The sequence below is a fragment of the Mesorhizobium sp. W016 genome (assembly GCF_054719485.1).
Window position 1 is genome coordinate 5553975 of sequence record NZ_JBTTIF010000002.1, and the last position, 22573, is coordinate 5576547.

The following is a 22573-nucleotide window of genomic DNA, read 5'->3' on the forward strand; positions in this document are numbered from 1 at the left end:
GGCATGTTTAAAATGACCAGCTGCGCGCTTTGGCGATGATGAAGTCGCGGAAGACGTGCAGCTTGGCCTGGTTCTTCATTGCATCGGGATAGGCGAAATAGGTGTCGAAGGACGGCACCTCGGTCTCCGGCAAAAGCTGCACCAAATCCGATTCCTTGGAGATCACGTAGTCGGGCAGCATGGCGATGCCGGCGCCGCCCTGCACGGCGCGCTTGATCGACAAGATGTCGTTGATCTGCAGCGTCGGCACCCTTTGCCCACCGTCGAAATCGCCGATCGTTTCCAGCCAGTTCAGCTCCGACAGATGCGACGGCACCGGCACACCGAAAGTGACGATGCGATGGTTCTTCAGATCGGCGACCGAGGTCGGCTTGCCGTGCTTGCCGACATAGGACGGCGAGGCATAGAGGTGGAAATGCACGGTGAACAGGCGGCGCTGGATAAGGTCGGGCTGCTGCGGCTGGCGCAGCCGTATCGCGCAGTCGGCCTGGCGCATGGTGAGGTCGAGTTCCTCATTGGCCAGGATCAGCTGCAGGCTGATTTCCGGATAGAGCTCGATGAATTCCTGCACCCGCTCGGTCAGCCAGCCGGCGCCGAGCCCGACCGTGGTCGTTACCCTCAGCACGCCTGAGGGACGGTCCTTGGCCTCGGTCAGCTTCGACTTGATGGTCTCCAGCTTCATCAGCACGTCATGCGCCGTGCGGAACAGCATTTCGCCCTGCTCGGTCAGCACCAGGCCGCGGGCATGGCGATTGAACAGCGGCACCCCGACATCATGTTCGAGCGCGCTGACCTGGCGTGAAATCGCCGATTGCGACAGGTGCAAAGTCTCGGCGGCATGGGTAAACGACCCAGCCTCCGCCGCTGCGTGAAACACGCGAAGCTTGTCCCAGTCCAACGCCATTGAGTTCCCCTCGTTCTGTTTTTGGCGTCTGAATGAAAAATCAGGCTTTTGAACGGCTTGCGACGCCGTCTTGATAGATTTTATTCCGCCGCTTCGCGGTGCACCTCGATGCCGGCCAGGTATTTTTCCGCCTCGAGCGCGGCCATGCAGCCGAGCCCGGCGGCGGTCACCGCCTGACGGTAGATATCGTCGGTCACGTCACCGGCGGCGAACACGCCGGGCACATCGGTGCGGGTCGAATTCGGCGCCGTCCACAGATAGCCGTTCGGCTTCTGCTTCAGCTTGCCGACAAACAATTCCACCGCCGGCGCATGGCCGATCGCCACGAACACGCCGTCCACCTGGAGATGGCTGACCTCGCCGGTCATCGCATTTCTGAGCTTCAGCCCTTCGACCGAAGGCGGCAGCGGCGTCTTGCCGGGCCGGCCGGTGATCTCGTCGACGATCGTGTCCCAGATGACTCGGACATTGTCCTTTTTCAACAGCCGCTCACGCAGGATGCGCTCGGCGCGGAAATCGTTGCGCCGGTGGATGACGGTCACGCTCTTCGCCAGATTGGAGAGATAGAGCGCCTCCTCCACCGCCGAATTGCCGCCGCCGATGACAGCGACATCCTTGCCGCGATAGAAAAAACCATCGCAGGTGGCGCAGGCCGACACGCCGAAGCCCATGAAGGTTTGTTCGGTGGGGATGCCCAGCCACTTCGCCTGCGCACCGGTGGCGATGATCAGCGCATCGGCCGTGTAAGTGGTGCCGGAATCGCCCGTGGCGCGGAACGGCCGCACATTGAGGTCGACCTCGGTGATGATGTCGTTGACGATGTCAGTGCCGACATGCTCGGCCTGCTTCAGCATCTGCTCCATCAGCCACGGGCCCTGGATCGGATCGGCGAAGCCCGGATAGTTTTCGACATCGGTGGTGATCATCAGCTGGCCGCCCTGCTGCAGGCCGGCGACGAGCATCGGCTTCAGCATGGCGCGCGCGGCGTAGACCGCCGCCGTATAGCCGGCCGGGCCGGAACCGATGATAAGGACAGGCGCGTGCTTGGTGGTCATCTAAAGCCTCTGCGGGGCGGACAATCGAGTGTGCCTTGGAAAAAGACGTGAAACGGTGCTGGTAATGTAAGGGTTGCCAACCACACCAGCAAGACGATCAGGCCGTCGTCCCCGGAAAGCTTCGGCCCACAGGCTTATTCGCGCAATGGCCGCTTCCGTTACGGTCGCAAAATCGCCCGACCAAGGGCTGGCATCGCCACAAAAGTCGTTTAATGACGAGATCGCGAAAGATTCTTGCGCTAAGCAGAGACCGCCATGCCCCTGAAAGCCGACCTCGACGCCATCGACTGGAAGATTCTGCGCGAGCTTCAGGCCGACGGGCGCATGACCAATGTCGAACTGTCGAGCCGCGTCGGCATTTCCGCGCCGCCCTGCCTGCGCCGTGTCCGGCGGCTGGAGGAAACCGGCATCATCAAAGGCTATCGCGCTTTGCTCAACGCGCCGGCGCTCGGCATGGATGTCGTCGCCTTCTGCCTGATCGGCCTGCATCACCAGGCCGACGCGGAACTCAAAACCTTCGCCGAGCGCACTCGCGGCTGGCCGATCGTGCGCGACGCCTGGATGGTCTCGGGCGAATCCGACTTCCTGCTGCATTGCGTGGCGAGTGATCTCGGCACCTTCCAGACCTTCGTCATCGAAGAACTGGCTTCGGCGCCGAATGTCGACACGGTGCGCACCGCGCTGACCATCCGCCGCGTCAAGGACGAAGGGCTGGTGGCGTTCAGCGCCTGATAAGCGAGATTAACTTCGAAAAAGCATGTGCGACGCCGACCAAGACATACCCCAACAGACACACTGCTACCTCTCTGACAACTGGCAAAAGAATGAAGCCGTCCCCAGGGCCGGGGCTCTCACCAGGGGACATCTCCGGCAAAGCTAAAAAGGCCAGCAAAATAGGTGAGCAAGCAAGCCAGACGAATGTGATGACATGCGGCAACCATTTGAGACGGAAAATGTTTTTTGACGTGAGAACGCCGCGCCGATCACAATCATGTTGACGACGAATATGAGCCAGAAAGCGAATTCTGGCGCCGAAATCGTAGGGTATTCCGGGTCAGATTGCGTGAACATGAGCGGCCAAGGTTGAATATGCCATCCGGTTTCAGCTACGGAATCGGGAGTACTTTGACCCACCCTGCCAAGGGCAGGATCTGCTACCTGCGCTCCACCGTGAGAACAACAGGCAATCCCCAGGGCACATCTAGCGATGCTTGAAGCAGTGAGACGTCGCCATCCGCGACCTGGGCTTCCCACTTGGCATAGTGTTTCAACCGGTAGTTCCCGGAGCGGACGCTGAGGCAGGCAACAGGCCCGCCATCGAGGTTTAGCGCCGTCTTGAGATCGAGGTCGGTCTGCAACAGGAAGTTTGCTAGCCGGTCCAGCGAGAAGAAAGCGTCCTTGGTCGAACCGACGATGATCCAGCCCTGACGATCTTCCGCGATAAAGGTGCGGTTGGCCAACCAGTTGCTCTTGGCGCGTACATTGTTGCGGCCGTCCTCACCGACAAGCAATGGATAGGAAACCATAGCGTTTTCGGCATTCTCCGTGACTGCGCGCCAGTCACGTGAATTGAGATCGACCACATGCGTGCCGGAGGCATTCACGAACCAGGCGCCGGCCTTCGCATCGTATTCATCCGGCCCGAGCCTCGCACCCATGCTGACAAAGGGCGTGTCGGCTTCGCCCTTCAGTCCGAAATAACTGCCATTGACGATCAGAACGGTGCCGCCTGTGCCTTGTGGATTGAGTGCCGCTTCCCACTGGTCGATGTCCTTGGCACCACTGGGCTCGTTACGGGCAACGAAACGGAATTTGGCTGGATCGAAACGGTTGAGATAGAGCCGGTCAATTTCACGGTCGCCCGCCATGACGGGGATTTCTCTGACCTGGAATCCAGGCTCGGTTTCATTCCATGAGCTGGCTCCACCGGTCACATCAGGAATTTCCGATTTCAACGCAAGCTGCATGGCAGGCGAGAGACGCGCATCGTCGGGTGCAACGGCGATCCAGTAGCTTCCGCCGCGGCGAAGAAGTGCATTGAGCCCATACACGCCGTGTTTTTGCCAGACATACCCCACGGCTGAAAGCACAGCCAATATCAACAAGACAACGGCAACAGAGATTGCTTTCTTCAATGAATTCCCCTCGTTCTTCGATGGAATGACATCTGCAAATTTCTTGCTTGAATGATGTCTGATCTCTGCAGTTTTTCCGCAAAAGAGCGTGGTGCTTTCCTGGGGAATAGCGTCAAAGCAAAGAAATGGATCGGCTCGCCGTTTCTGCGAAACGGTGAAACGCTCAAGCTAACCCATTGAGATTGCGTCGCAACAGATCCGGAAAGCTAAATCAGTCTCGATCCGAGCGACTCGACAGCTCTCAAAAGCCGTTCCAGATCATCGGGGTTGCGCAGCGGCAGAACCTCGAAGCCCGGCTCATTACTTCCCTCGCCATCCACCAGCCAGCCGCGCGGCAGGCCGGCACGTTGTCCGGCCTGCATATCCGCGGCCTTGTCGCCGACTATCAGCGAGCGCTTGAGATCGAGGCCGAGACGCTGCCGGGCCTGTAGCAGCATGCCCGGATTGGGCTTGCGCATTGGATGGTCGGCGACCGCCAGTGGCCCGCTGCCCGCCTCGTGGTAGGCGCAGGCCAGAACCATGTCGACGAAGGCATCGCCGGCGGCAAGCAGCTTGAGAACCCGGCCGTTGACCGCGGCAAATTCCTTCCAGCCGAAATAGCCGCGCGCGATGCCGGACTGGTTGGTGACGATGACCACCGGGATGTTGCCCCGGTTGGCCGCCGCGATGACCGGCACGATGCCGTCGCGCAGCGCCATTTTGGCTGGATCGTCGGGATAGCCGGTGTCGACATTGATGGTGCCGTCGCGGTCGAGGAACAGCGCCGGCGCGCTGGCTGGAAACACCCGCGAACCCACCCGCTCAACCCACAGGCCGGGCTCAGCCAGCGGGTATGGACCGTAGGCCCCGGTGTCAGCCATTCGACAGACGGTCTTCCACCACCTCGCAGAGATAGTGGTAGAGGCAGAGATGTCCCTGCTGGATGATCGGCGTCGAGGTCGAGGGCACGTTGAGCAGTATGTCGGTGAGCGGCTTGAGTTTGCCACCGCTGTCGCCGGTGAGGCTGACCACCGTCATGCCCATCATCCGAGCCTGTTCGGCGGCAGCCAGAATGCTCGGCGAATTGCCGCTGGTCGAGATGGCAAGCAGCACGCCGCCGGGCGCGCCATGCGCCTCGACCTGGCGCGAAAACACGGTGTCGAAGCCATAGTCATTGCCCCAGGCGGTCAGCATGCCCGCGTTGGCCGGCAGCGCAATCACATTGTAGGCCTTGCGCTCCTTAAGGAAGCGGCCGACCAGTTCGGTGGCAATGTGGATGGCGTCGCTGGCCGAGCCGCCATTGCCGCAGACCAGCAGCGCCTTGCCCGAGGAAAGCGCGGCGACGACCGCACTCACAGCACGTTCCATCTCGGCGGTCAGGTCACGCTCGACTGTCGCGGTGATCGCGGCCGCCGAGCGGACCAGATAGTCATTCAGTCCGGACATGAAATCCCTCAGTTAGTACCGCCGCCGGCGCGCAATTTGCCGATCGTGCCGGTGGTGCTCTTGCCGGCGACAAGGTCGACCAGGACGACGCGCCCGCCCGCCTTCTGCACCACATCGGCGCCGACAACGGTTTCGACCGTGTAGTCGGCGCCCTTGACCAGAATGTCGGGCAGAAGCGCCTCGATCAGCGCCAGCGGCGTATCCTCTTCGAACACCACGACCGCATCGACCGAGGCCAGGGCGGCGAGCACGCAGGCACGATCATGCTGATCGTTGACCGGGCGCCCTGCGCCTTTCAGCCGACGCACCGAGGCATCGCTGTTGAGGCCGAGCACCAGCCGGTCGCACTGGCTGCGCGCCGCGTGGAGAAGACTGACATGGCCGGCATGCAATATATCGAAGCAGCCATTGGTGAAGCCGACGCTCAGGCCCTCGTCCTTCCACGCCGCCACCATGCGCGCGGCCGATGCGGCATCGAGGATGGCGTCCTTATGGGCGGTGGGGCCGTGCGAGCGGAACAGCGCGCCGGTGAGTTCCTCCACGGTCAGCCGCGCGGTGCCGCGTTTGCCCACCACCACACCGCCGGCGGCATTGGCGATGGAGGCGGCCATGACGCGATCGGCGCCCGCGGCCAGAGCCAGCGCGAAGCTCGCGATTACCGTATCGCCGGCGCCCGAAACGTCGAACACTTCGCGCGCCTGGGTGGCGATGTGGCGCGCCTCATCCGCGCCGACGACGCTCATGCCCTTTTCGCTGCGGGTGGCGACGACGAAGTCGAAGCCATGTGCCGAAATCAGCTGGCGTGCCGCCGCGACGATCTCGTCGTCGGCGAAAACCGGGCGACCGACAGCTTCGCCAAGCTCCTTGCGGTTGGGCGTGATGGCGGTCGCGCCGGCATAGCGCGCATAGTCGCGGCCCTTGGGATCGACCAGCACCGGTTTTCCCGCCTCGCGGCAGATGGCGATCAGGTCGGCGGCGACGCCGTCGAGCAAGATGCCCTTGCCATAGTCGGACAGAATGACGATGTCGGCGCGCGTGAGTGCGGCGCGAAAATGCCGGACCAGGTCCGCCCGTTCCTTGTCGTCGAGCGGCTTGATCTCTTCCTCATCGAAGCGCAGCACCTGCTGATTGAGCGCGCTGAAGCGGCTCTTCGACGACGTCATGCGACCGCGCTCCTGCGCCATATCAGCCGTATCGGCGCCGAGTTCGCGCAGCATGCGCACCAGATTGTCGCCGGCCACATCGGTGCCGATCACCGATATGGGAATAGCGCTGGCACCCAGCGAGACGATGTTGGCGACAACGTTGCCTGCGCCGCCCATCGTCGAGGTCTCGCCGCGCCCGTGCAGCACCGGGATCGGCGCTTCCGGCGAGATGCGCTCGATGACGCCGTTGACGAAACGGTCGAGGATGAAGTCGCCGACCACCAGCACGGCAACGTCGCCAAAGCGGGCAATGGCGCGGTGCAAAGGTTCGGGCGAAGGCGGATTGTGCTTGATCATGTCACTGGCAATGCGAGGGAAAGGCCGACCTCAATCACGCTGAAAATTGTCAATTTACGGGCCGGATCGTTCATGGCGAAGCCGATATACCGCAAATCCGCGCAGCGCAACGTCAGGGCGGCCGTCAGCTCTTCTGCAACGCGACGTGGACGCCCAGTCCGACCAGCACCGCCCCGCCCGCCCGCTGCATGATGCGCTGCGCACGGCTGGAGCGCTTCAGCCGGGCGATCACCATGCCTGCCAGCAACACGCAGACAATATCTGCCGAAGAGAACATTAAATTGACGATGGTGCCCAGCACGACGAATTGCAGCCACACCGGGAAACCCGCCGAGGCATCGATGAACTGTGGCAGGAACGCCATGAAGAAGATCGCCGTCTTCGGATTGAGCACTTCGACGGTGATGCTCTCGAAAAATGCCCGGCGCGCCGATTTGCGCTCGATCGCCGGCAGCGCCGTGTCACCGTCCCCGCGCTTGCGGAACAAGGACACGCCAAGCCAGATCAGATAGAGCGCGCCGATGAGCTTGACCGCCATGTAGAGCGGCGGCACCGCATGGAAGAGCACCGACAGCCCGGCGGCAGCCGCAAAGACATGGAAATAACCGCCAAGATGGATGCCAAGTGCCGCCGTCAGCCCCGACCAGCGCCCGCGCGCCATGGTCTGCGCGGCGGCATAGAGCATCGCCGGTCCTGGAATATAGGCAAAGATCGCCGTGGTGGCGAAAAACGCAATGAGCAGTTCGGTCGACGGCATTTTTTGTCCCCTAGCTTGCGGGCCTCGAATAAAGCGGCCGCTTCGCGGTCTCACTGTGGCGTCGTGGTGCTTCATCGACAGTACGCTTGGCCTCCCTTATAAGGACCGGAATCGCAAGCAACCAGAGGCATTCATGATCATCGTCACGGGCGGGGCCGGCATGATCGGCTCCAACATCGTCGCCGCACTCAATGCCGAAGGCCATGATGACATCCTCGTCGTCGACGACCTCACCGACGGCCACAAGATCGCCAACCTGGCCGATTTGCAGATAGCCGACTATCTCGACAAGGACGAATTCTTGGCCACCTTGGAAGCCGGCGACCTAGGCCGCGTCGAGGCCGTCTTCCACCAGGGCGCCTGCTCGACCACCACGGAATGGAACGGCAAGTTCATGATGGACGTGAACTACGCCTTCTCAAAGCGCTTGCTGCATGGCTGTCTTTCGCTGCGCATACCGTTCCTCTATGCCTCCTCGGCTTCCGTCTACGGCGGCGGTTCGGAGTTTCGCGAGGACCCCGCACTTGAGCGGCCGCTCAACGTCTACGCCTATTCGAAGAAACTATTCGACGACTATGTCAGGCGCACTGTGTTCGACACCGATCATTCGCAGGTCGCCGGCTTGCGCTACTTCAACGTCTATGGCCCGCGCGAGGCGCACAAGGGCGCCATGGCCTCGGTCGCCTTTCATCTGTTCAATCAGGTCGGGCGCGGCGAAAACCCAAAGCTGTTCGGCGCCCATGACGGCTTCGGGCCTGGCGAACAGAGCCGCGACTTCATTCATGTCGGCGATGTCGCCGACGTCAATCTGTGGCTGTGGAAGCGCGGCTCGAGCGGCATCTTCAACTGCGGCACCGGCCGCGCCCAGCCGTTCCGCGCCATTGCCGAGACCGTGATCGATACGCTGGGCAAGGGCGAGATCGAGTTCATTGAATTCCCCGATCACCTCAAGGGCAGCTACCAGAGTTTTACCCAGGCTGATATGTCCCGTTTGCGTGCAGCCGGCTATAACGGGCAATTCCGCACAGTGGAAACCGGCGTCAGAGACTATGTCGAATGGCTGAAAGCCCAACGATCCTCGTGATCGGCCCACGCTGGGTGGGCGATATGGTCATGGCGCAGTGCCTGTTTTCAGCGCTGAAGGACGTCCATCCCAACGCCGCCATCGACGTGCTGGCCCCGGCCTGGGCGGCCCCGCTGGTCAAGCGCATGCCCGAGATTCGCCAGCAGATCGATTTCCCGCTGCAACCGGGCGCGCTCGAATTCACCATTCGCCGCCGCTTCGGCCGCCTGCTGCGCGGCCGCTACGACATGGCCTACGTCCTGCCGGGCAGCTGGAAATCGGCGCTGATCCCGTTCTTTGCCCGCATCCCCCACCGCTTCGGCAATCTCCGGGAAATGCGCTACGGCCTGCTGACCGACATCGTGCCGCTGCCCGATGCCGTCAAACGGCGCACCGCGCAGGCCTATTTCGGTCTTGCCCAGGGTGGCCATTTCCGGGCGCCGCACCTGACCGTCGATGGCGGCAATCAGAAAGAGTTGCTCGCCCGCTTCGACCTGCAGCCGGGAAAATTCGTCGCCATGATGCCCGGCGCCGAATTCGGTCCGGCCAAACGCTGGCCTAGCGAAAGCTATGCCGGCCTCGCCGGAGAGATGATGGCGAAAGGATTCGAGGTCGCGTTGTTCGGCTCGAAGAACGATCGCGACGTCACCGCCGAGATCGCAGCACTCGCGCCCGGTGTCGTCGATCTGGCAGGAAAGACGCGGCTGGAGGACGCCATCGACCTGATCGCCGCGGCCAGGCTGGCGGTGTCCAACGACAGCGGGCTGATGCATGTCGCGGCCGCCGTCGGCACACCGGTCGTTGCCGTCTACGGTTCGACCTCGCCGGAAAACACGCCGCCGTTGGCTGAACAGCGCGAACTGATCTGGTTGCATCTGTCCTGTTCGCCCTGCCACCGGAAGATCTGCCCGCTCGGCCACCTCAACTGCCTGAAGACGCTGGACGTTGCCCAAGTGGCAGCGGCGGCGGACAGGTTGCTGGAACTCCCGGCCGCCGCATGAAGGTTTTGATCGTCAAGACCTCCTCGATGGGCGACGTCACCCACACCTTCCCCGCCGTCGAAGATGCACGCCGCAAGCGCCCCGATATCGCCTTCGACTGGTGCGTCGAAGAAGCCTTTGCCGCCATCGTCGCGCTGCATCCGGCGATAGCAAAGATCCATACCGTCGCCATCCGGCGCTGGCGCAAGCATCTGTTCAACGCCGGCACATGGCGGGAGGCGACAAGCTTGCGCCGCGCTCTGCAAGCAGGCGAGTACGACCTCGTCATCGATGCTCAGGGGCTGCTGAAATCGGCCCTGGTGGCGAAACAGGCAGCGGCACCAATCGCAGGTTTCGACCGCGCGAGCGCGCGGGAGCCCTTGGCAACGTTGTTTTACCAGCGCAAATACGCCGTGCCGCGCAACCTGCACGCCATCGAACGCACGCGCCGGCTGTTCGGGCTGGCGCTCGGCTACGAGCCCGACCTTTCGACCCTGGCATCCGGGATTGTGCCGCCTCCGGGCCGCCTGGCCGGCATCGACGGCAAGACGGCCTTCCTGCTGCACGGCACCAGCCGCGAAGACAAGAAATGGCCCGCCGAAGACTGGATCGAAACCGCTCGCCTGCTGGTTGGTACCGGAATGACGCCGGTCACCACCTGGTCGAACGAGCGTGAGAAGGCGGTCGCCGAGGCAATCGCGAAAGCCGTGCCGTCAACGATCGTGGTGCCGAGATCGCCGCTGGCAGACATCGCCGCGATCCTTGGCCGCTCGACGCTGGTTATCGGCGCCGACACCGGTCTGACCCACCTCGCCAGCGCCTTCGGCCTGCCGACGGTCGCGGTGTTCCTGGCGACCGAGCCGGGTTTGACCGGCCCGCGCGGGCAATATGCCTCAACGTTGCTGGCCGCATCGGGGGAGCGCCTCGTGCCGGCACAGGTGGTGTCGGAAGCAGAAAAGCTATTAGCCCTTAAGCTCCAAGCTGCGGCATAGGACCTTCCAGAAATTCTGAGGTGCTAGATAAATTGCACCTGGACGATCTCGTAACCCCTGGCGCCGCCAGGTGCGTTGACCTCAATCGCGTCGCCGACTTCCTTGCCGATCAGCGCACGGGCAATCGGCGAGGAGATCGAAATACGGCCCGATTTCACGTCCGCTTCCTGGTCGCCGACGATCTGGTAGGTCTTCTTTTCCTCGGTGTCCTCGTCGACCAGCACCACCGTGGCGCCGAACTTGACCTTGTCGCCGCTAAGCTTGGTGACGTCGATCACCTCGGCCCGAGCAATATAGTCTTCCAGTTCGTTGACACGGCCCTCATTGAGGCTCTGCGCCTCTTTGGCGGCATGATATTCGGCATTTTCGGACAGGTCGCCATGCGAGCGCGCTTCGGAGATCGCCTCGATGATACGCGGCCGCTCTTGCTGCTGGCGCCAGCGCAGTTCTTCCTTCAATGACGCGAACCCCTCGCCTGTCATCGGGACCTTGTTCATGATGCCTGACCTTTCCTGCCGCCACCCCCGCATTTCGGGGAAAGCCTTGTCGATGGGTATAAAAAGAAAACGGGTCCGGCAGCCTCGGGCTAACGGAACCGTTTCACCGCAATTTTCCCCAATATAGCGATCCTCGCGCGTTTTTCACGCTGAAAAAGCAGGCTTTTTGAAAAATCATGAGCCGATTGTCCAATTGTCGTTACGGCACGTGCAGCGTGTTGCAGTGGCGACAACAAAAAACCGACTGCGATTGCTCGCAGCCGGCCCAGAGAAGCCGTTGGGGTGGGGTCAGCTTCTCATGAAATGGTAGATCTGTTCGGCCAGCATGCCGTATTCGCGGGAACCTTTGCCGGTCCGCTTCTCGATCTCGGCCAGCTGCTCCTGGGCGCCGGCCAGGTCGCCGATCTGCAGATGGGCCTCGCCGAGATATTCGCGCACCAGCGTGTAATCCGGGTTGATGCGCAGCGCTTCCTCGTAATAGCCGAGGCCGACGGTGACACGGCCGGAATGGCGATGCGAATAGCCGAGATAGTTGAGGATGCGCGGATCCTGCTTGTTGGCGGCAAGGCTGAGCACGGCAATCGCCTCATCATAACGCCCGGCCATGGCCAGGTCGTGACCAGCATCGTAGATGTTGTCGTCGTCCAGCATGCCGTACTTCGGCGCGACGCATTTCTGCTTTTTCTTGTCCCAGACCTGCCCCTTCTTGCACTGGGTGGTGGTCTCGGTACCACCGCCACCGCCGCCGGCCGCAAACACCGGAACCGCAAAGAACTGCAGCGCCACAAGCGCCGCAGCCGCCTGGATCAACACTCTTTTATGCATCGAAGCCTCCTTGAGGGATAATGACGATCTTGAGGGAAAATGACGATAATGAAAAGCTAACGCCGGGATGCAGACTTTTCATCCCGGAAACCCGCAGCCGCCGAAACTATTTGTGCGGCCGTGCCTAACCTGAATTCGGTCAAAGGCGGGAGCCAGGGATCAGAACATGACGTGACGCGCGCTGCAAATCCGCTATCATTCGGGAAATGATCAGCGGGGGTGCCCGAGAGTGCAACAGCGCCGTGAGCGGGAATGGGAGCTATCGATCGGCCCGGACACCGTGCGCCTGTTCATTCTCAAGGCAAAGGGACTGAGTGCTGCCGTCAACGAAGACTATGCCGACGGTGCCGAGCATGAGGTCGAGCTCGATGGTGAATCACATGCCAATCACCACCATGACGGTCTGGCGGAGGAAAGCGCGGAAGACCTCACCGAGGAAGAGCTGCGCGAGCTGATCAACGACCTCAACGTTGACGAAGCGGCCGAGTTGATCGCGCTGGCCTGGGTCGGCCGCGGCGACTATGACGCTGCGGAATGGTCCGATGCGGTTGCCGCCGCGCGCGACCGCGCCAACAAGCGCACGGCGAAATACCTGCTCGGCATGCCGCTTTTGGCCGACTGGCTGGAAGAAGGGCTGGAAGCGATTGGCGCGTAACGGCGTGGTTACCGTTCGTGATGGGCCGCAGGCAACCTCCGGGCGCTCGCGCCGTTGAGGACGATGGGGTCTGTTGTACTTTCCCGAACATGCAGGGTTGCACTGGTCATGGTCGTCACGGCTCTGCTGCTGGCGCCCCTGCTGACGCAAGCTGACGCCAAACAGCGCAAAAAGCATTACACGCCGCTGTCACAGCGGTTGGAGCAGCTGTTTTCACCGCGGGTCGACTCGCATCCTAAGCCGCGCAGCAAACACCGCCAGAAGCCCAGGCCACAGCGGCACATCACGCCAAAGCAGGTGGAACAAAAGACCCCGGATAAAGAGCCCTCGCCCGCCGATGTTCCGGTGCAGCCCTCGCGCGTTGTCCCGCTGCCCGAGGCGCGTCCTTCAGAGGCGCCGAAGACCGGCGCGGCACCGATCGAAAAGCAAAAGGCCGAAGGTCCGAACCCCCTTGGCGCGCCCAACCGGTCCAATGACGATCGATTCAACGAAGAAAAGTCCCGTTTTAAAAAGCAGGCGCGGCCCGGACCGTCAGCCCCGAAGCCGTCGACCGATAGGCAAAGCGAGCCCGAGCCGCCGGCCGCGGTGCCGATTCCGACACAAAAGCCAGACACTTCGGAACCTGAAGCTCAGCCGCTGGCCGTTGCTCCGCAACCACCTGAAAAACCCGATGCCGGCGACAAGAAGATGCTGCCCGATGCGCGCTCGGCCGATGTGCCCGATGCAAAAATGCCGGCGGCGGAAGTCGCCTGTCGCGAGCGGCTGACGGCCCTTGGTGTCGAATTCGAGGAGCATAAGGCGGAAAGCAATCCCGACATCGGCTGCTCGATCCCCTATCCCCTGGTGCTGAAGTCGCTCGGAAAATCCATCGCCATCGGCCCCGCGACCGAACTCAACTGCCCGATGGCCGAAGCGGCAGCCCGCTTTGCCGCCGAAATCATACAGCCGGCGGCGAAAGCCGAGTTCGGAGCCGACCTGAAATCGATCAACCAGGCATCGGCCTTTGTCTGCCGGCCGCGCAACGGCACGCGCCATCTGTCGGAACATGCCTTCGGCAACGCGCTCGATATTGCCAGCTTCACGTTGTCGGATGGCAGAAAGGTCGAAGTCGGTCCAACGCCGCCCGAGAAGGACGGCAAATTCCTCAATGCGGTGCGCAAGGCCGCCTGCGGACCGTTCAAGACCGTGCTTGGACCGGGCGCGGACCCGGACCATTCCCTGCATTTCCATCTCGATCTCGAACCGCGCCGGAATGGTGGCACTTTCTGCCAGTGATGGCCCTCCAGTGATCGTCATGCCGGTGATGGTCTGGCTGCCGCATTTCGGCCGCAGGCATGAACGGGGACGCTGAGTTTTCCTTTACCCTTGATCGTTAAAATCCCACCGATCAAGGACAGGATTCCGCCCATGGCCGCAATATTTCGCGCCGCGAAGGCAAAAAGCGCAGCGATACTGGCCGCCGGTCTTGCGCTGGCCGCCGTTTCGGCTTGCAACACTGGCAGCGTGCTGTCGCTGCAGCCGGCCGTCGATGTCGGCTCGCAGACCGCGGCCGTGCCGCAATATGAAGGCATGCAGAAGCTCGTCCCGTCCAATCCCTATATGACTGCCGCCTATCCGCGCATGGACGAGCCGATGTCGGAGTCGGAGCCGCAGCAGATGCCGGCCAGCGAAACCGATTGCCGTGGCGAGTTGAAGCGCCTTCGCGTCGTCTACACCGATGTCCAGCCGATCCATGAGGGACAGTGCGGCATAGACTGGCCGGTCAAGGTATCCGCCATCGGCGGCATCCAGATGAAGCCCGCCGCAACATTGACCTGCGACATGGCCGCAAGTTTCGCCGCCTGGACCAGCAACGAACTGGTTCCCTCCGCCCGCTGGCGCTATTTCTCGGGCGTCAAGACCATCCACCAGGGCTCAAGCTATTCCTGCCGCAACATCGCCGGCGAAGGTGTCCTGTCCGAGCACGGCAAGGGCAACGCCCTCGACGTCATGAGCATCGAGCTCAACAACGGCGACGACATCGACGTGCGCAAGCCCGGCCTGTTTGCCTTCCGCACCCGCGGCTTCCTCAACAATGTGCGTGCCGACGGCTGCCAGTATTTCACCACCGTGCTCGGTCCCGGCTACAATTACGATCACCGCAACCATTTCCATTTCGACATCAAGAACCGCAAAAGCGGCTACCGCGCCTGCCGCTAAGGCGTTTCACCGTTCAGAAATCAGTCGGGATTGGCGTTCCTGGTGGAAGCGATGATTTGCTGGGCCACCAGATCCTGGATGCGCCAAAGGTTCCTGTCGCGGATACCGCTCTCTTCCAACTTGCTGACGGTTCGGAACAGGTATTGAGCCGACGAGCCCCAATGCCCGGCAGCCCGCGCCAGCGTGTCGGCAACCTGCTCCAATGGCAGCCGGCCGGCATAGGCCCTGCCGTCTGGCGCGGCGACGAAAGCCAAGGCCCGCAACGGCCCATCCTGGGTCTTGACCTTGATCCAGCATGGCACGTTAGTCGGCGGATTGGCATCGATCTCGCGGCGCATCAACTGGCCAAGTTGCCCGACATGGTCTTCCGCGGGCAGCCGATAGACGATGCCGTTGCAGCTGCCGCCTCGATCGAGCGCCAGCATCAGCGCCGGCAAATCACGGGTTCCGCGCCAACGGGTCAGCGTCAGGCAAAACGAGCGGTGCCATCCTGGCGCCGTGGCCGGGCGCTGCTCGACATGGGCAAATTCGGGGTTCCAGATCAGCGACCCGTAGGCAAAGACCCATAGCGCTTCAGGCCGATGCTCCGACAGAAGTTGCTCGACAAGACTATCGAACTCCGCGTCTGTATGCTCGGTTGTTCCGGGCTCGGGACCCGGATCCGGTTCGACACGCTCGACCCTTGCGACAAGGTCCGCGGTCAATGCCATCGAGCTGCGACCCACCGGCTTCTTACCCATTGCTGCTCACCCCCCGCAAAAACGATGGCCGACGATAGAACGGCTGCTCGCCGCTGGCCATTGATTTCCAGGGTCCGTCAGGCACAGATACCGCACGGATCGAGCCGCTTTCATGAGCCGACGAAGCCTGCAACGACGCGCATTGACCTGGCTCGCCGCTCTTCTGGCGGTCTGGCTGGCCCTCGCCTATGTCGCTGCGCCGGAATTCTGGACGGTTCGCGACCGCGGCTTTCGCACGCAGACTTTCGAGATGGTGACACACACGCCGCAAGGCATTCCGGGCGACCCGATCAATATCGGCCTTGTCGGTACCGAAAAAGAGATGGTCCATGCCTTCGCCATGGCCGGATGGGATACGGCCGATGGCGTGACGCTAAAGACCGCGATCGAAATCGGTGAGAGCGTGCTGTTCGACCATCCCTATCCTGACGCCCCGGTCAGCCGGCTGCTGTTCGAAGGCCGCGCCCAGGATCTCGCCTTCGAAAAGCCGGTCGGCGGCAGCGCCGACCGGCGCCATCATGTCCGCTTCTGGCGCAGCGATGCGACCGGCGACGACGGCCGAACGCTCTGGATGGGCTCGGCCAGCTTCGACCGCGGCGTTGGTCTCAGCCACGATACCGGCGCCATCACCCACCATATCGCCCCTGACATCGACGCCGAGCGCGATCTCGTGATCCACGACCTGTCGGCGGCCGGCATGGTGACCTCGGCGAGCGACATCCCGGGCATCGGCGCCACCAGGACCGGACGCAACGGCGGCGGCGATCCCTATTTCACCGACGGCAAGGCTGTTGTCGGGGTGCTCAGGCAATTCCCCTGAACCACTGTCATTTTCCAAAAATCATCGCGGACTATTTTCCTGCGGCCCGCCGCAATGCTATTGAGCCCTGATGCTATACGTCGAAATCGCCACCGTGGTCGTCCTCATCTGTGTGAACGGCCTTCTGTCGATGTCCGAGCTCGCCATCGTGTCGTCGCGCCCGGCGCGGCTCAAGGCGATGATCGACCGCGGCGTCAATGGCGCCGGGCGTGCGCTGACGCTCGGCTCCAATCCCGGCAAATTCCTGTCGTCGGTGCAGATCGGCATCACTCTGGTCGGCGTGCTGTCGGGCGCCTTCTCCGGCGCCACGCTGGGCGACAGGCTTTCGGTGTACCTGGCCACGACCGGCATGCGCGAAAACATCGCCGACCCGCTCGGCGTCGGGATCGTCGTCGCCATCATCACCTATTTCTCGCTGATCGTCGGCGAGCTGGTGCCCAAGCAGATCGCGCTGCGCGATCCCGAGCGTGTTGCCGCCCGCGCGGCGCCTGCGATGACCATCCTAGCCACCGTCTCCGCGCCGCTGGTGTTCCTGCTCGACATTTCCGGCCGCGCCATATTGTGGCTGCTTGGCCAGCGCGGCGAGAGCGAGGAAAAGGTCACCGACGAAGAGATCAAGATGCTGGTCGCCGAGGCCGAGCACCACGGCACCATCGAATCCGACGAGCGGCGCATGATCGCCGGCGTCATGCGGCTCGGCGATCGCGCCGTGCGCGCCGTGATGACGCCGCGCACCGAGGTCGACTGGATCAATTTGCAGTCCGATGAGGGTGCCATCCGCAAGCTCTTGATGGAGACCCAGCATTCGCGCCTGCCGGCCGGCGATGGCGGCGTCGACGTCATGGTTGGCGTTGTTCAGACGCGCGACGTGCTGGCCGCCCTGCTCGCCGGCCGCGCACTCGATCCGCGCAAGCATGTGCGCGCCGCCCCCATCGTCTACGATCAGGCCGACGCGCTGGATGTGCTGCAGAAGCTGAAGGAATCCGACGTGCCGATGGCGCTGGTGCATGACGAATACGGCCATTTCGAAGGGATCGTCACGCCTGCCGACATTCTCGAGGCCATCACCGGCGTCTTCCGCGCCGACCTTGATGCCGGCGACGAGGAAAACGCCGTCAAGCGCGAGGACGGCTCATGGCTGCTCGCGGGATACATGCAAGCCGACGAGATGGCTGACGTTCTCGGTATCGACCTGCCGGAAAACCGCGACTACGAGACCGTCGCCGGTTATGTGCTGTCGCACATGCACCATCTGCCGGCGACCGGCGAATGCGTCGACGCGCAAGGCTGGCGTTTCGAGGTCGTCGACCTCGATGGCCGCCGTATCGACAAGCTGATCGCCACCCGGCTGCCCAGCGGCCATCGCGAAGTGGTGCGTTGACACTCTGCCGTCAAAGCGAATAGCGCCCTCAGACCGCGGCTTCGATCGGTTCGGCAAGCTTCGGATTGGAGCGCGAGGCGATCAGGCAACTGGCCACGATCAGGGCCGCTCCAGCCAGCGTGGTCCAGGTCGCCGCCTCGTCGAAGAACAGCCAGCCAAACACGATCGCCCAGATGAAGGCAGAATACTCCGTCGGGATCAGATATTGCGCTTCGGCCCGCGCGTAGGACCAGCTCATCAGGAACTGCCCGGAGAGCGACAGCGCCGTCACCCCGGCCAGCGGAAGCCAGAGATTGCCCGGCAGGGCAACCGCGAGCCAGGGAGCGGCGGGGAGAAGGACGGCGGCAACGCACAGGTTCTGGAACAGCATGATCTCGACTGGCTTGGCCACCAGCGCCTGCCGCCGCGAGAGGATCAGATTGTAGGCGTAGAACACCGTCGATGCGAGCACCGCCACCGTTCCAAGCAGGGCATCCCCGGTATAATTCCCTTGCCCGAACTGTCCGGCCATGATGATGACGACGCCGGCGATGCCCGCCAGCGACGCCCAGATCGCCTGGCGCTGTATGCGTTCGCCCAAAAGCAGCGCCGCCAGCAGGAGAGCGAACAGCGGCGCGACGAAACTAAGCCCGATCCCATCCGCCAGCGGCAATCTGGCAAGGCCCCAGAAGAACGACAGCAGAACGATGCCCACGACCACGGCGCGCAACGCGTGTAGCCGCAGCACGGAAGGCGTGGGAAGGGAACGCGGCCCCGCCGCCCAAGCCGTGCCCGCGACCACGCTCGCAAGCATGCTTCGCCATAGCACCGTGTTGTAGACACCGACGGCGATCACCAGGATTTTCATCGCCGCATCCATGGCGGACAGAAGGAAGATCGCAAGTGCACAGACCAGCACCGGGGTCATGGGGGAAACGACGCCTGACAGGCTGGGTGACTTCACGGGGCATGCTCATGTGATGGATCGCAGCCGGATATATCAGGGGAGGACGGCCAGGCCAGATGGCAGGGCCGTGCATATGGCGGTCCAACCGATCTTCGCAGCCCCTCGATTTGAATTCGGTGCGTCGGCAGCGCCTTTCGCTATCGGCCCCAGCCTGCCCTCACCCATGATTGATCCGCTGGAAGAATGGCAAAAGCAGCCAAAGCCTCTATATCGATTGTCATGGATGCATCGAACGAACACGCGCTAAACGACGAGCTTCTCCAAGATATCCAGCGCCTGTCCTTCGAGTATTTTCTCAACGAGGCCAACCCTGCCAACGGCCTGGTCGCCGACCGCAACACGCAGGCGTCGCCTGCCAGCATAGCCGCCGTCGGGCTCGCTTTGTCGTCCTATCCCGTCGGTGTCGAGCGCGGTTTCATGACGCGCGATGCCGCAATCGAGCGGACGCTCGCCACGCTTCGCTTCTTCTGGAACGCCCCGCACGGGCCGGAGCCCGATGCCACCGGCTACAGGGCTTTCTACTATCATTTCCTCGACATGAAGACCGGCCGCCGCGTCTGGAATTGCGAACTGTCCACGATCGATACCGCCCTTTTGCTTGCCGGTGTTCTGGCCGCCGGCGCTTATTTCGACGAGGACGATGAGCTCGAACTGGAAATCCGCCAGCTTGCCGATGCGCTCTACCGCCGTGCCGACTGGCGCTGGGCGCAGAACGGCGGCGCCACCGTCACCCATGGCTGGCGGCCTGGAAAAGGCTTTCTCCGCTACCGCTGGGAAGGATTTGACGAGGCGCTGATCCTGTACGTCCTGGGTCTCGGTTCGCCGACCCACTCGCTAACTCCCGAGAGCTACGCGGCCTGGCTGTCCACTTACAAATGGAAGACCATCTACGGCCGCGAGATGGTCTATGCCGGCCCGCTTTTCATCCACCAGTTCTCGCATATCTGGATCGATTTTCGCGACATCCGCGATGCCTTCATGCGCGATCACGACCGGGACTATTTCGAAAACAGCCGCCAGGCGACGTATCTGCAGCGCGATTACGCAATCCGCAATCCGAGGGGGTTCGCGGGCTATGGCGAGAATTGCTGGGGCGTCACCGCCAGCGACGGCCCAGGTCCGATCGCGCGGCGAGCCGATGGACGCCGCTTCTTCGGTTATCTCGCCCGCGGCGCACCGTTTGGCCCCGATGACGGCACGCTGTCGCCATGGGCGGCAATCGCCTCCTTGCCTTTTGCGCCGGAAATCGTGCTGCCGGCGCTGCGCCATTTCCACGAGATGGACCTGCGCGACGGCAACCCTTACGGCTTCACCGCGAGCTTCAACCCGACGATCGCTGCCGACGACGGTCGCGCCTGCGGTTGGGTATCGCCGGACCATGTCGGCATCAACCAGGGGCCGATCGCCCTGATGATCGAGAACTACCGGTCCGACTTCCTGTGGCGATTGATGCGCCGCGTGCCGGCCATCACCACAGGACTGCGCCGGGCCGGGTTTTCCGGCGGTTGGCTGTGACAGGCGGCGATCCTTCGCGCGGGATCGTCAAGGCATCAGCGCGACCTTGCCGGTCCGACTCCACCATCCGGCCAAGGGAGCCGAGAGCGCCTCTTCACGTGAATGAAAAAGGGCGGCGCAAACGCCGCCCTTTGGAAAAATCATCGATCCTTGGGAGGATAAGGCTCAGGCCGCCTGGGCTTCGCCGGCAATCGCGTCGGCCTGACGCGCTGCCTTGAGCACGCGGGCCCACCAGGCAACGTCGTTGACCAGCGCCGTGGCAGCCTGGTTCAGATGCTCGATCTCCTCGAGCTTTTTCTCGCCCTGGCGCACCGCCAGGAAATCGCTCCAGGCAATGTGAACGGCGGATTTGACCGGCGCCATCTGCAATTCGACCGCGGCAAGACGCAAATGTTCGACAGCGCGCGAACCGCCGACGCTGCCATAGCCGACGAAACCGGCCGGCTTCTTGTTCCATTCATTGGCGGCGTAATCGATGGCGTTCTTCAGCACGGCCGTCGGGCCATGATTGTATTCGGCGGCGGTGAAGATGAAGCCGTCGAATTCGGCGACCTTCTTTTGCCAGCGCTGGGCAACTTCGTTCTGCGACGGCGCCCAGGCGGACGAGGCGACCTCGTCGAAAAAGGGCAGCGGCCAGTCGCGCAGGTCGACGGTCTCGACGTCGATGTCGGCATGAGATTTCGCGATCTTGGCGATCCACTGGGCGGGCACATCGGCGAAACGCGCGGCGCGTGTCGAACCGACGACGATGGCGATTTTGGGCTTGGACATGGGGCTCTCCATATATGCAAAAGCTGGTATCGTTTGGATACCGGCGCTATATGAGATACTGACAAATGGCAGCGCAAGGAGGCACCGTTATGTTACTGAGGCACCCGCACAACACCGAAGACTGCCGCGCCGTCTCGGAAATCCTGCAGCGCGTCGGCGACAAATGGACCGTTCTGGTCGTCGGCAAGCTGGGCGGCGGACCGCTGCGTTTCAATGAGTTGCGCGCCGCTGTCGGCGGCATTTCGCAGAAGATGCTGACCACCACCTTGCGCGGTCTTGAGCGCGACGGCTTCGTCACCCGAACCGTGTTCCCGACCATCCCGCCACGCGTCGACTATGAGCTGACGGAGCTCGGCCATGAGCTGCTGGTGCCGGTCGGCGCGCTCGGCGAATGGGCGCGGAAAAACACCTCGCGGGTCCAGGCGGCGCGTGAAAGATTCGATGGCGTGCACGCCTGAAAACCGTTGCCCAGCGATAGTTTACGGATTTTGCCGTCGACGACGCGTACCCGGGTTTAACTGGATCCGCCCTTGCATCGTTGGTCACGCCATCGCGACATAGCTGCAGCGTTTCGTTCGCCGGCGCATCATCATTTTGAGGCTGACGAGGTCTTCCGCTGACGGGCCCTCAGGCCTTTGACGCAGGGTTGCTGCAACACATCGCGCCGCACGTCTCTACTCTTGCAGACCGCTGGGCAGTCCGCTCGTTGCCGACGGTCCGGTCGTGCGTGCAGGCAACGCCTGGAAGCTCTTTCCTGATCTCGGTATAAGCGGTCGTGCCAAGCAGGCAGATCACCGCAACAAGGGCCGCCACGAGCCAGACGTTCAGCATATGTTGACGCATTGTCTTCCCTCCGCCGCCCGCAGAATCGGATGTGAAGGCAACCGTTGGATGTCGCGTAGCGCGTCGCCCGCGCGGGGGATGTTACATAAGCGCAAGCTTGGCAGAATCGACGATGTCAACTTTCGGTTGGAATCGGCTTCGGCTTGCCGTCGCTATCCAGCGCCACCATGACGAAATCGGCGTGGGTGACCTTCTCCATCAGGTCGGAGAGGTAGCGCTGCGCCCACGCCTCGACCTTGAGCGTCATGGAGGTGCGGCCGACGCGCTCGACATGGGTGTAGATGCACAGCGTGTCGCCGATCTTCATCGCTTTGGCGAAGGACATTTCCTTGACAGCCGCCGTCACCACGCGGCCCTTGGCCCGCTCGGCCGCACGGATGCCGCAGGCAAGATCCATCTGCGCCATCACCCAACCGCCAAAGATGTCGCCGGCCGCATTTGCATCGGCCGGCATGGCGAGCGTACGCAAGGTCAGATCACCGATCGGCCGTCCGTCCGCGTAATGCACCATCCGAGATTCCCCTGAAGCGATAGCCCTTGATCCCGTAGCGTCATGGACCCAAGAGGT

Annotated in this window: 24 protein-coding genes; 11 read left to right on the plus strand and 13 right to left on the minus strand. The window is 62.7% G+C overall.

Annotation, left to right across the window (positions count from 1 at the left end):
- Positions 1-7: 7 nt before the first annotated feature.
- Together ACYG9V_RS27190 and trxB are read right to left on the minus strand one after the other, a co-directional pair.
- On the minus strand, positions 8-904 hold the full coding sequence (locus tag ACYG9V_RS27190; RefSeq protein WP_023671970.1) for a LysR family transcriptional regulator: 897 nt from the start codon (positions 902-904) through the stop codon (positions 8-10).
- 80 nt (positions 905-984) lie between these two features.
- Positions 985-1959 (minus strand): thioredoxin-disulfide reductase, encoded by a 975-nt coding sequence (gene trxB / locus ACYG9V_RS27195; RefSeq protein ID WP_023671971.1) that lies wholly within the window; start codon positions 1957-1959, stop codon positions 985-987.
- 255 nt (positions 1960-2214) lie between these two features.
- Here trxB and ACYG9V_RS27200 point away from each other — a divergent pair, with 255 nt between their 5' ends.
- Positions 2215-2691, plus strand: coding sequence for an Lrp/AsnC family transcriptional regulator (locus tag ACYG9V_RS27200; protein ID WP_023671972.1), 477 nt, complete (start codon positions 2215-2217; stop codon positions 2689-2691).
- A 422-nt stretch (positions 2692-3113) separates the two neighbouring features.
- On the opposite strand, the gene ACYG9V_RS27205 is transcribed toward ACYG9V_RS27200, so the two are convergent.
- From ACYG9V_RS27205 to ACYG9V_RS27225, 5 genes are all read right to left on the minus strand, one after another.
- A complete protein-coding gene (locus ACYG9V_RS27205; protein ID WP_245260365.1) occupies positions 3114-4094 on the minus strand; it encodes a phosphodiester glycosidase family protein in 981 nt (326 codons plus the stop codon).
- A 206-nt stretch (positions 4095-4300) separates the two neighbouring features.
- On the minus strand, positions 4301-4954 hold the full coding sequence (locus ACYG9V_RS27210) for a D-glycero-alpha-D-manno-heptose-1,7-bisphosphate 7-phosphatase (protein WP_023724926.1): 654 nt from the start codon (positions 4952-4954) through the stop codon (positions 4301-4303).
- Positions 4947-5519, minus strand: coding sequence for a D-sedoheptulose-7-phosphate isomerase (locus ACYG9V_RS27215; RefSeq protein ID WP_023671975.1), 573 nt, complete (start codon positions 5517-5519; stop codon positions 4947-4949). Before ACYG9V_RS27215 ends, ACYG9V_RS27210 begins: the two co-directional genes overlap by 8 nt.
- Positions 5520-5527: 8 nt before the next feature.
- A complete protein-coding gene (gene rfaE1, locus ACYG9V_RS27220; protein ID WP_023671976.1) occupies positions 5528-7021 on the minus strand; it encodes a D-glycero-beta-D-manno-heptose-7-phosphate kinase in 1494 nt (497 codons plus the stop codon).
- Between the two features lie 124 nt (positions 7022-7145).
- Positions 7146-7778, minus strand: a complete 633-nt coding sequence (locus ACYG9V_RS27225; protein ID WP_023671977.1) for a LysE family translocator — start codon at positions 7776-7778, stop codon at positions 7146-7148.
- A 133-nt stretch (positions 7779-7911) separates the two neighbouring features.
- Here ACYG9V_RS27225 and rfaD point away from each other — a divergent pair, with 133 nt between their 5' ends.
- The 3 genes from rfaD to waaC are packed head-to-tail and all read left to right on the plus strand — an operon-like array spanning position 7912 to position 10813.
- The gene (gene rfaD / locus ACYG9V_RS27230) at positions 7912-8862 is read left to right on the plus strand and encodes an ADP-glyceromanno-heptose 6-epimerase (protein ID WP_023671978.1); all 951 of its coding nucleotides are present in this window, start codon (positions 7912-7914) and stop codon (positions 8860-8862) included.
- Positions 8835-9842, plus strand: coding sequence for a lipopolysaccharide heptosyltransferase II (gene waaF, locus ACYG9V_RS27235; RefSeq protein ID WP_027049929.1), 1008 nt, complete (start codon positions 8835-8837; stop codon positions 9840-9842). Before rfaD ends, waaF begins: the two co-directional genes overlap by 28 nt.
- On the plus strand, positions 9839-10813 hold the full coding sequence (gene waaC / locus ACYG9V_RS27240; protein ID WP_023828099.1) for a lipopolysaccharide heptosyltransferase I: 975 nt from the start codon (positions 9839-9841) through the stop codon (positions 10811-10813). The genes waaF and waaC overlap by 4 nt, the downstream gene beginning before the upstream one ends.
- Positions 10814-10836: 23 nt before the next feature.
- Here waaC and greA read toward each other — a convergent pair whose 3' ends face one another.
- Positions 10837-11310 (minus strand): transcription elongation factor GreA, encoded by a 474-nt coding sequence (greA, locus tag ACYG9V_RS27245; RefSeq protein ID WP_023683753.1) that lies wholly within the window; start codon positions 11308-11310, stop codon positions 10837-10839.
- Between the two features lie 288 nt (positions 11311-11598).
- Entirely contained in the window at positions 11599-12135 is a 537-nt protein-coding gene (locus ACYG9V_RS27250; RefSeq protein WP_023695764.1) for a tetratricopeptide repeat protein, read from the minus strand.
- Between the two features lie 229 nt (positions 12136-12364).
- Here ACYG9V_RS27250 and ACYG9V_RS27255 point away from each other — a divergent pair, with 229 nt between their 5' ends.
- The 3 genes from ACYG9V_RS27255 (at position 12365) to ACYG9V_RS27265 (ending at position 14989) form a co-directional block, all read left to right on the plus strand.
- Complete coding sequence (locus ACYG9V_RS27255) at positions 12365-12790, plus strand: DUF3775 domain-containing protein (protein ID WP_023683751.1); 426 nt, start codon at positions 12365-12367, stop codon at positions 12788-12790.
- 198 nt (positions 12791-12988) lie between these two features.
- The gene (locus ACYG9V_RS27260; protein ID WP_023728209.1) at positions 12989-14065 is read left to right on the plus strand and encodes an extensin-like domain-containing protein; all 1077 of its coding nucleotides are present in this window, start codon (positions 12989-12991) and stop codon (positions 14063-14065) included.
- Between the two features lie 132 nt (positions 14066-14197).
- Entirely contained in the window at positions 14198-14989 is a 792-nt protein-coding gene (locus ACYG9V_RS27265) for an extensin-like domain-containing protein (RefSeq protein ID WP_023733327.1), read from the plus strand.
- A 20-nt stretch (positions 14990-15009) separates the two neighbouring features.
- On the opposite strand, the gene ACYG9V_RS27270 is transcribed toward ACYG9V_RS27265, so the two are convergent.
- Positions 15010-15729 (minus strand): gamma-glutamylcyclotransferase, encoded by a 720-nt coding sequence (locus tag ACYG9V_RS27270; protein WP_023831410.1) that lies wholly within the window; start codon positions 15727-15729, stop codon positions 15010-15012.
- A gap of 112 nt (positions 15730-15841) precedes the next feature.
- Here ACYG9V_RS27270 and ACYG9V_RS27275 point away from each other — a divergent pair, with 112 nt between their 5' ends.
- Together ACYG9V_RS27275 and ACYG9V_RS27280 are read left to right on the plus strand one after the other, a co-directional pair.
- Entirely contained in the window at positions 15842-16549 is a 708-nt protein-coding gene (locus tag ACYG9V_RS27275; RefSeq protein WP_023728212.1) for an LssY C-terminal domain-containing protein, read from the plus strand.
- Between the two features lie 70 nt (positions 16550-16619).
- Entirely contained in the window at positions 16620-17930 is a 1311-nt protein-coding gene (locus tag ACYG9V_RS27280) for a hemolysin family protein (RefSeq protein WP_023689708.1), read from the plus strand.
- A 28-nt stretch (positions 17931-17958) separates the two neighbouring features.
- Here the strand turns inward: ACYG9V_RS27280 and ACYG9V_RS27285 are convergent, their stop codons facing one another.
- Positions 17959-18837: a DMT family transporter gene (locus tag ACYG9V_RS27285; protein ID WP_050588054.1), complete on the minus strand. Its 879-nt coding sequence runs from the start codon at positions 18835-18837 to the stop codon at positions 17959-17961.
- Positions 18838-19095: 258 nt separating this feature from the next.
- Here ACYG9V_RS27285 and ACYG9V_RS27290 point away from each other — a divergent pair, with 258 nt between their 5' ends.
- A complete protein-coding gene (locus ACYG9V_RS27290; RefSeq protein WP_352762731.1) occupies positions 19096-20391 on the plus strand; it encodes a glucoamylase family protein in 1296 nt (431 codons plus the stop codon).
- A gap of 165 nt (positions 20392-20556) precedes the next feature.
- On the opposite strand, the gene ACYG9V_RS27295 is transcribed toward ACYG9V_RS27290, so the two are convergent.
- Positions 20557-21162, minus strand: a complete 606-nt coding sequence (locus tag ACYG9V_RS27295) for an NADPH-dependent FMN reductase (protein WP_023671992.1) — start codon at positions 21160-21162, stop codon at positions 20557-20559.
- 89 nt (positions 21163-21251) lie between these two features.
- Here ACYG9V_RS27295 and ACYG9V_RS27300 point away from each other — a divergent pair, with 89 nt between their 5' ends.
- Positions 21252-21620 carry a winged helix-turn-helix transcriptional regulator gene (locus ACYG9V_RS27300; RefSeq protein ID WP_023683744.1) on the plus strand — a complete coding sequence of 123 codons (369 nt, stop codon included), beginning with the start codon at positions 21252-21254 and terminating at the stop codon, positions 21618-21620.
- Between the two features lie 500 nt (positions 21621-22120).
- Here the strand turns inward: ACYG9V_RS27300 and ACYG9V_RS27305 are convergent, their stop codons facing one another.
- Positions 22121-22516 (minus strand): acyl-CoA thioesterase, encoded by a 396-nt coding sequence (locus ACYG9V_RS27305; RefSeq protein ID WP_023671995.1) that lies wholly within the window; start codon positions 22514-22516, stop codon positions 22121-22123.
- Positions 22517-22573: the final 57 nt, after the last annotated feature.